1 protein-coding gene is annotated in these 264 nt (G+C 34.8%); it reads right to left on the bottom strand.

Features of this window, described 5'->3' with window-relative positions; translation table 11 throughout:
* Window positions 1–264: transposase (locus DPG01_RS18680; RefSeq protein ID WP_162622387.1), on the bottom strand; the 264-nt coding region annotated here is incomplete at both ends.

The raw sequence follows: 264 nt of genomic DNA, 5'->3' as shown, positions 1-264 counted from the left end.
CGCAATTAAGGCAATCCATATTTGTGTTTGGATCGCATTGCGACTACGGCCTAAAAACGATTTCAATTTTAGGTTTTGCTTGATCGCTTTAAAAAATAGTTCTACCTTCCACCGATCTTTATAAATTGCAGCAATGGTTGATGCAGCGAGATGAAAATTGTTGCTTAGGAATTCAAATGTCCTTTTCTTTTTTTCATCATAAAATTCTATACGTCTTAATAACTTAGGTACACCACGCTTTTTAGCATAATCGCTATTCAACTC

The organism is Acinetobacter sp. WCHAc060042 (genome assembly GCF_003231195.1).
Taxonomy (GTDB): Bacteria; Pseudomonadota; Gammaproteobacteria; order Pseudomonadales; family Moraxellaceae; genus Acinetobacter.
Note: the sequence above shows the minus strand (reverse complement) of the source record. Positions and strands in the feature narration are given on the sequence as shown.